We start from the raw sequence: 6,667 nt of genomic DNA on the forward strand, positions 1-6,667 counted from the left end.
CGCCGGTCGGCACCGCGCTCGGCCCGCACGGCGTCAACATCATGGAGTTCTGCAAGCGGTACAACGCAGAAACCGAAGCCATGCGCGGCAACGTGATCCCGGTCGAGATCACCATCTACGAAGACCGCACGTTCACGTTCGTCACCAAGACCCCGCCGGCCGCCGAGCTGATCAAGAAGGCCGCCGGCGTCAAGAGTGGCTCCGCGCGTCCGCACCAGGACAAGGTCGGCACCATCACCGCCGCCCAGGTCCGCGAGATCGCCACCACCAAGCTGCCCGACCTGAACGCCAACGACATCGAGGCCGCCGCCAAGATCGTCGAGGGCACCGCCCGCTCCATGGGCATCACCGTCGCCGGCTGAGTACGTAGCCACCACCCACACCCGCGGCAGGACGACGTCCGTACCGCACCTGGCAGATCGGCCACACGGGGCCGACATCACAAGGAGACCAGTAATGAAGCGCAGCAAGGCCTACCGGGCAGCCGCGGACAACCGCGACGCCGATCAGGTGTACACCCCGGAGGAGGCTCTGGCGATCGTCAAGAAGAACGCCAGCGCCAAATTCGATGAGACGGTCGAGGTCGCGATGCGGCTCGGCGTCGACCCGCGGAAGGCGGACCAGATGGTCCGCGGCACCGTGAACCTTCCCAACGGCACCGGCAAGACGGCAAGGGTCCTCGTCTTCGCCACCGGTGAGAAGGCTGCGGACGCCACCGCCGCGGGCGCCGACGAGGTCGGTGCCGACGAGCTGATCGAGAAGATCACCGGCGGCTACCTCGACTTCGACGCCGTCGTGGCCACCCCGGACATGATGGGAAAGGTCGGACGCCTGGGCCGGGTGCTCGGTCCGCGCGGCCTGATGCCGAACCCGAAGACCGGCACCGTCACCATGGACGTCGCCAAGGCCGTCAGCGACATCAAGGGCGGCAAGATCGAGTTCCGCGTCGACCGGCACGCCAACCTGTGTTTCATCGTCGGCAAGGCCTCGTTCAGCCCCGAGCAGCTCACCGAGAACTACTTCGCCGCCCTGGACGAAGTGCTCCGGCTCAAGCCGTCCTCGTCGAAGGGCCGGTACCTGAAGAAGGTCACCGTGTCGTCCACGATGAGCCCCGGCGTGGGCGTCGACCCCACCCGGTCGAAGCCCGCCGAGGTCTGAGTTCGATCACTCGGCAACGGCCCGGTATCCCGATGGGATGCCGGGCCGTTCCGCGTCCGGCCCCACCTGCAGAGTCAGAGGCTCTTGCGCATCGCGAAGCTGACCAGGGACACCGAGTTCACCACCGGAGCCAGTTGCTTCTCGACGACGAACCCGCGGCGCTCGAGCAACGGACGCAGCAGCAGGCTGGCGCTCACCGTGAGCGCGTCCAGCCCGGCGGTGCGCGCACGTGTCTCGATCTCGTCGAGGAGCCGGCTCGCCACGCCGCGGCGTCCGAACTCGGGCGATACGAACAGCATGTCGATGTAGCCCTGTGCGTCGAGGTCGGAGAAGCCGACCACGGTGTCGTCGAGCACCGCGACGATCGTGGCCGGTGCCGACCGGGCCGAGTGCCAGGCGGGCAGGTTGTCCTGCGGCGGACCGGCCCACGCCACCACCTGCTGGGCCGTGTAGCGCTGCGCACCGGTGACCGTCACCGCGTCCCGGAACACCTTCAGGGTCGGCGCGGCGTCGGCCTCGGTATAGTCACGCACCTGCATCCCGCTCATCCGAGAATCGTCCCAAACCGCGCAACAGGCGAGGCGACCTTTCCGAGCCGGACGCCGCGTCCGCCGATTTGGCCGGCCCGGACGCCGTGCCATAGACTGTGCGGAGCCGAAGACCGCTGGTGACATCACTCGATGTCCTAAGGATCAACGATCGCCCGCGCAGGTATTCCTGAACAGCTCGTCACGAGTTCGCCCCGGATTGCCTTGCGCGCCGGGGTTTTTCCATGTCCGAGGCAGATCAACGGAAGTGGGAAGGAGACTCATGGCGAGGGATGACAAAGCCGCAGCCGTGGCGGAGCTGAAGGACAGCTTCACCAACGCGGCCGCCGCCGTACTGACCGAGTACCGCGGTCTCACCGTGAAGAACCTGCAGGAACTGCGCAGGTCCTTGGGTGAGAACGCCACCTATGCCGTGACGAAGAACACGCTGACCACGATCGCCGCCCGTGAAGCGGGCATCGAGGGCCTGGACGACCAGCTCGCCGGCCCCACCGCGATCGCGTTCATCACCGGTGACGTCGCCGACGTCGCCAAGGGTCTGCGTGACTTCGCGAAGGCGAACCCGCATCTGGTCATCAAGGGTGGCGTCATGGACGGTCGTGTCCTCGACGCCGAAGGGGTCAAGAAGCTGGCCGACCTGGAGTCTCGCGAGGTCCTGCTCGCGAAGCTGGCCGGCGCGATGAACGGCAACCTGGCGAAGGCCGCTGGCCTGTTCGCCGCCCCGCTCAGCCAGGCCGCTCGCGTCCTGGCCGCACTGTCCGACCAGAAGCAGGCCGGGGGAGACCCGGCAACCGATGCAGCGCCCGCTGCGGAGGCCACCGAAGACGCGGCTGACGCTGCATCGAAGTAAGACGAAAGGAACATCATCATGGCGAAGATCAGCACCGACGAACTCCTTGATGCCTTCAAGGAGATGACCCTGATCGAGCTCTCCGAGTTCGTGAAGCAGTTCGAGGACACCTTCGGCGTCACCGCCGCCGCTCCGGTGGCTGTTGCCGCCGCCGCGGCCCCGGCCGCCGGTGGTGGCGACGGCGATGCCGGCGCCGAAGAGGAGAGCAACGAGGTCGACGTGATCCTCGAGTCCGCCGGCGACAAGAAGATCCAGGTCATCAAGGAGGTGCGCGCGCTCACCAGCCTGGGCCTCAAGGAGGCCAAGGACCTGGTCGAGGCCGCCCCGAAGCCCGTCCTGGAGAAGGTCGCTCGCGACGTTGCGGCCAAGGCGAAGGAGGCCCTGGAGGCCGCCGGCGCCGCCGTGTCCGTCAAGTGATCTGACACACACCGCACAAATCGGCGGTGGAGCCCGAAAGGGTTCCACCGCCGATTTCGCGTTTCAGGGGTGCTCACACCCGTCTCGCGGGACCGCTCACCCGACTCAGGGACGCGGGACTGCGTGGGGGAGCTCCGGACGGCGCAGTGCGGTCTCGATCTCGGGATCGTGACACGATGTTCGGCCGGGTACGCGATTTCGCGTTGGAACCCGAGATCGTGTACCGAACCGGTCACCCGGTGACGATGTCGAGATCGTGACGCCCACCCCGGGCGTCAGTAATCGGCGGCGGAACCCGAGAGTTCCGCCGCCGAACTGCCTAGCGGGGGTGGGTGTGGGCTGGCTTTGAGGGGTCAGCGGTGGCCGAGGCGAGCGCTGACGGGCCAATCGCCGAAGCCGCCGGCGGCCTGAGGGGCCTGGGAGGCGACCGGCACGGCAGTGACGGCGATGAGCGCCGCTACGGCAACGAGGGCCTTGCGGATCGTCTTGTTCATTGTGCTCCCCGGGTGGTTTGGCGAGGACTTGCTGTTGACAAAAACGTATCCATACTTGACGGACATGTCAACTACTGGTCAGACTGGAAGACAGAAGTCCGGAGGAGGTGCGTTTTGACCACTTCGCTGACCCACGACGGGTTCGGCGCTCGACTTCGGGCCACCCGCAAGCGGCTCGGTATGTCGCAAGCAGAGCTCGGTGGCGACCGTTACACCGGCAGCTACATCTCGCATCTGGAAAGCGGACGTCGTGCGGCGTCGCACGACGTGGTCGAGTTCCTGGCGCTGCGGCTGGGCGTGACGGCCGACGAACTCGGCATGGAACCGTCGCTGCCCGAGCCGATCGACAGCTTTGACGACACCCACGCGCTGGAGCATCTGCTGGTTGCCGAGCGTGCCTGGCACGATCGCGACTGGGCGACCGCCGGCGAACTGGCGACCCGTGCGGCGGCGTCCGCGCTGAACGCAGGGCAGCCCGAACGGCATTGGCAGGCGCTCTATGTGCAGGCGCAGGCGGCGCTGGCCGAGGGCGAGTTCGCCGATGCGATCCACTTCGCCGAGCGGCTCGCCGCGCACCAGGTGGCGGCCACCTCGCCGACACTGCGTGCTCAGGCGCTGTGCTTGTCGGCCACCGCGCACCGCGTCGGCGACGAGCTGCCGATGGCGCTCGTGCATGCCGGGCAGGCTGTGGAGCTGGCTAGGGAGGCCCCGCCGATCGTGATGGCGGACGCCCTGATGTGCCTGATCAGCGCCGCGCTGGAGGCGGGCCGGCCCACGGCCGAGACCGATCGGCTGTGCGCCTGGCTGGAGGATGTCTCGCTGCACGTCGAGTCGGCCCACGCCCGCGGCGTCATCTACTGGACGCTGGGTACCGCCTCGTTCAAGTCGGGCAACGTGGCCAAGGGTCTGGAGTTGCACGACCTGGCGATGGAGTTGTTGAACCCTCGTCGCGACCTGCGAATGTGGTTGCGATTGAACCGGTCGGCCGCCAATTGCCGACTCGACGCGGGGATCACCGACGGTGTCCGAGAGATGCTCGAAGTGGCCCGCGGTGGGCTCAGCCTGATCGGCAGCGCGTTCGACATGTTCGAGTTGCGGCTGGCTGAGGCCAAGCTGCTGCTGCACGAGGGGCGACCCGAGCAGGCCGCCGAGCACGTCGAAGCGGTACTGGTCGACCCGGCGATGCGTCCGGCCACGGTCAGCAACGGCCAGGGCGAGGAATTGCTGGCCGAGATCGAACTCGACCTGGGGCGTCCGGAACGCGCCCGGGCGGCCTTCATCCGCGCTGCCGATCTGTACGGAAAACAGGAGCAATTCCGTCAAGCCAGCCAGTGCTGGCAGCGGGCCGCTGCACTCGAAGACATGGGCGTCCATAATGTGGACAGCCCAACCCCTAGTGTTTGACAAGGTTGTCAAGTGGTGGTGTGATTACTGCTGTCGACGGCACAACCCCCCGATAGCGTCGTTGATGGGCACTGCTGATCGGTGTTCGCCTTGTGAGTTTCCTCCCGTTGCCCGAGGCGAGCACCGATTCAGTGCGTTCTGGGGCCCTTCGCTTTCCGAGGTTCGTGCGCTCCCGCGCCGCGCTTGCCGTGACCGTTGCCGGGCAACCCTCATCCTTTGACAGGCCGTCTCCGTGCCGACTCCTCGCCGGCCGCCCTCTTCCGCGTTGCGCAGTCGCGGCTGCGGGTCTGCGCGCTATCGTGACGACGGCGGCCGAACCGGCATCGCAATGACGCGGTGGAGACAGGTGCGGCCCGGGGTGGATGGGCCCACTTGGCAAGTCGTGGCCGATGGACTATAGTGTTTGTTTGCCCATCGCTCACCTACGACCCGTGATTTGACGCGGGCCGTTCTGCGTGCAAAGAACCGGCTACACCGCCGGGTTTCTTGGAAGGACCATCACCTTGGCCGTCTCGCGCTCTGCGTCGAAGAACACCAATGTCGTCTCCGCCTCCGGCCGTATCTCGTTCGCCAAGATCGCCGAACCCCTCGAAGTCCCGAATCTGCTCGACCTGCAGATCGAGTCCTTCGATTGGCTGGTCGGCAACGAGACCTGGCGTAACCGGGTAGCCGCAGCGCTCGCCGAGGGACGCACCGACGTCAACACCAAGTCCGGCCTGGAGGAGATCTTCGAAGAGATCTCCCCGATCGAGGACCTGTCGCAGACGATGTCGCTGTCCTTCCGTGACAACCGCTTCGAAGACCCCAAGCACTCCGTGGAGGAGTGCAAGGACCGCGACGTCACCTATGCGGCCCCCCTGTTCGTCACCGCCGAGTTCATGAACAACGACACCGGCGAGATCAAGAGCCAGACCGTGTTCATGGGCGACTTCCCGCTGATGACCGACAAGGGCACCTTCATCATCAACGGCACCGAGCGTGTCGTGGTGTCGCAGCTGGTCCGCTCCCCGGGCGTCTACTTCGAGCAGACCCCGGACAAGACGTCCGACAAGGACATCTTCACATGCAAGATGATCCCGAGCCGGGGCGCCTGGCTCGAGTTCGAGGTCGACAAGCGCGACATGGTCGGCGTCCGGCTCGACCGCAAGCGCAAGCAGAACGTCACCGTGCTGCTCAAGGCCCTGGGCTGGACCAACGAGCAGATCCTGGAAGAGTTCGGCGAGTACGAGTCGATCCGGCTCACCCTCGAGAAGGACCACACCGCCAACACCGACGAGGCGCTGCTCGACATCTACCGCAAGCTGCGTCCGGGCGAGCCGCCGACCCGCGAGGCCGCGCAGGCGATGTTGGAGAACTACTACTTCAACCCGAAGCGCTACGACCTCGCCAAGGTGGGCCGCTACAAGATCAACAAGAAGCTCGGTCTGTCGCTGCCCTTCGACACCCAGGTGCTGACCGTCGAGGACATCGTCTCCGCCATCCGCTACGTGGTGGCGCTGCACGAGGGCCGCGAGCAGCTGGGCGACCTGATCGTCGAGACCGACGACATCGACCACTTCGGCAACCGCCGGCTGCGCACCGTCGGCGAGCTGATCCAGAACCAGCTCCGGATCGGCCTCGGCCGTCTCGAGCGCACCGTCCGCGACCGGATGACCACCCAGGACATCGAGGCGATCACGCCGCAGACCCTGATCAACATCCGTCCGGTGTCGGCCGCGCTGAAGGAGTTCTTCGGCACGTCGCAGCTGTCGCAGTTCATGGACCAGACCAACCCGGTCGCCGGGCTGACCCACAAG

General features: G+C 66.6%; 7 protein-coding genes and 1 pseudogene. 6 read left to right on the top strand and 2 right to left on the bottom strand.

What is annotated here, in order from left to right:
* The coding region (gene rplK / locus QM624_RS03020) for a 50S ribosomal protein L11 (RefSeq protein WP_415088642.1) at positions 1–362 on the top strand (362 nt) is incomplete at its 5' end.
* Positions 363–456: 94 nt separating this feature from the next.
* Positions 457–1,158, top strand: coding sequence for a 50S ribosomal protein L1 (gene rplA / locus QM624_RS03025; RefSeq protein ID WP_415088643.1), 702 nt, complete (start codon positions 457–459; stop codon positions 1,156–1,158).
* 74 nt (positions 1,159–1,232) lie between these two features.
* Here rplA and QM624_RS03030 read toward each other — a convergent pair whose 3' ends face one another.
* Positions 1,233–1,706, bottom strand: coding sequence for a GNAT family N-acetyltransferase (locus QM624_RS03030; protein ID WP_415088644.1), 474 nt, complete (start codon positions 1,704–1,706; stop codon positions 1,233–1,235).
* A 262-nt stretch (positions 1,707–1,968) separates the two neighbouring features.
* On the opposite strand from QM624_RS03030, the gene rplJ reads away from it, so the two are divergent.
* Positions 1,969–2,556 carry a 50S ribosomal protein L10 gene (rplJ, locus tag QM624_RS03035; RefSeq protein WP_298133143.1) on the top strand — a complete coding sequence of 196 codons (588 nt, stop codon included), beginning with the start codon at positions 1,969–1,971 and terminating at the stop codon, positions 2,554–2,556.
* 18 nt (positions 2,557–2,574) lie between these two features.
* Positions 2,575–2,973, top strand: a complete 399-nt coding sequence (rplL, locus tag QM624_RS03040) for a 50S ribosomal protein L7/L12 (protein ID WP_415088645.1) — start codon at positions 2,575–2,577, stop codon at positions 2,971–2,973.
* A 353-nt stretch (positions 2,974–3,326) separates the two neighbouring features.
* Here rplL and QM624_RS03045 read toward each other — a convergent pair whose 3' ends face one another.
* Positions 3,327–3,467 carry a hypothetical protein gene (locus tag QM624_RS03045; protein WP_298133139.1) on the bottom strand — a complete coding sequence of 47 codons (141 nt, stop codon included), beginning with the start codon at positions 3,465–3,467 and terminating at the stop codon, positions 3,327–3,329.
* A gap of 114 nt (positions 3,468–3,581) precedes the next feature.
* Here QM624_RS03045 and QM624_RS03050 point away from each other — a divergent pair, with 114 nt between their 5' ends.
* Positions 3,582–4,871 carry a helix-turn-helix domain-containing protein gene (locus tag QM624_RS03050; protein ID WP_415088647.1) on the top strand — a complete coding sequence of 430 codons (1,290 nt, stop codon included), beginning with the start codon at positions 3,582–3,584 and terminating at the stop codon, positions 4,869–4,871.
* Between the two features lie 503 nt (positions 4,872–5,374).
* A pseudogene (locus tag QM624_RS03055) lies at positions 5,375–6,667 on the top strand (DNA-directed RNA polymerase subunit beta); the annotation flags it as partial.

Source organism: Micropruina sp., assembly GCF_047606365.1.
Lineage (GTDB): Bacteria > Actinomycetota > Actinomycetes > Propionibacteriales > Propionibacteriaceae > Micropruina.